Genomic DNA, 1,224 nt, shown 5'->3' on the forward strand with positions numbered 1-1,224 from the left:
CGCGTGTCCTATGCCGACGACAGCGCCGACGATGGCGCCGCTCGACTCGTCCACGTCGAGGGCAGATACGAACGACCGGTCGATCTTCAGAGATTGCGCCGGGATCTGACGGAGGTAGGACAACGACGAGTAGCCGGTCCCGAAGTCGTCGATGGCCAGTTGAACGCCGAGCGCACGAAGCCAACGCAGGCTGGCCGCGGTTGTCGCGTTGTCGGCCGCAAGTGTGGTCTCGGTCAGTTCCATGACGAGTTGGTCGGGCCGCAGTCCGGTGCTCTGCAGAGCGTTGCTCACGGTGTCGACGATGCCTGGGTGCCGAAGATCGCGGGCCGAAAGATTTACCGACAGCGTCAGCTCACGGTATTTCGAGGCGGTGAACTCCTCGCACGCGCGCTTGACCACCCAGGCGTCGATGGCGGTGATCAGTTGGCTTTCCTCGGCGATCGGGATGAACGTGTCGGCCGTGAGTAACCCATGGCCGGGACGCTCCCAGCGCACGAGTGCCTCGACGCCGGCCAGGGTCCGGTCCGCAAGTCGCATGATCGGTTGGTAGTGCAGCACCAGTTGGTGCGATTCGATGGCCTGCCGCAGCGCATTGACCGTGGCGAGCCGGCCTTCGAGGCGGTCCGAGATGTCGTCGTTGAAGATTGTGTACTGGCTGCGGCCGCCGGCCTTGGCCTCGTACATTGCCATGTCGGCCTTGCGGAGCAGGTCGTCGACGGACAGAGCGTCGGCGTTGGCCAGCGCGATGCCGATGCTCGCACTGATAGCGACGTTGTTGCCGCCGATCCGGAACGGCCGTCCGAGTTGATCGACGATGCGTTCGGCGGCGGCGGTCGCAGTCGTGATTCCGCTGACGTCCAGCAGGATCACGACGAACTCGTCGCCGCCGAGGCGGGCTACCACGTCGCGATCGCGGATAGCCGCCCGGATCCGTTCGGCGACGCGGATGAGCAACTCGTCACCGGCAGGGTGGCCGAGACTGTCGTTGATCATTTTGAACCCGTCGAGGTCGATGAACAACACGGCGACCTCGTTGCCGATCAGTCTGCACTCGTCGAGCGCGGCGTGGAGCAACTCGACGAGTGCGGCGCGGTTCGGCAGGCCGGTGAGCGTGTCGTGGCGGGCCTGGCGGCTCAGCACGTCGTGCAGTGTGCGCATCTCGTCAGACGAGACCTCGATCGAGCGTTCCAGCGTGTATCGGTCGGCCTCCGACTCGTGGTAGGA

The 1,224-nt window shown here is 65.2% G+C and carries 1 protein-coding gene; it reads right to left on the reverse strand.

What is annotated here, in order from left to right; genetic code table 11:
- On the reverse strand, positions 1 to 1,158 hold a 1,158-nt coding region (locus DMB66_RS59760), incomplete at its 3' end, for a bifunctional diguanylate cyclase/phosphodiesterase (protein WP_233625629.1).
- Positions 1,159 to 1,224: the final 66 nt, after the last annotated feature.

The organism is Actinoplanes sp. ATCC 53533 (assembly GCF_003947245.1).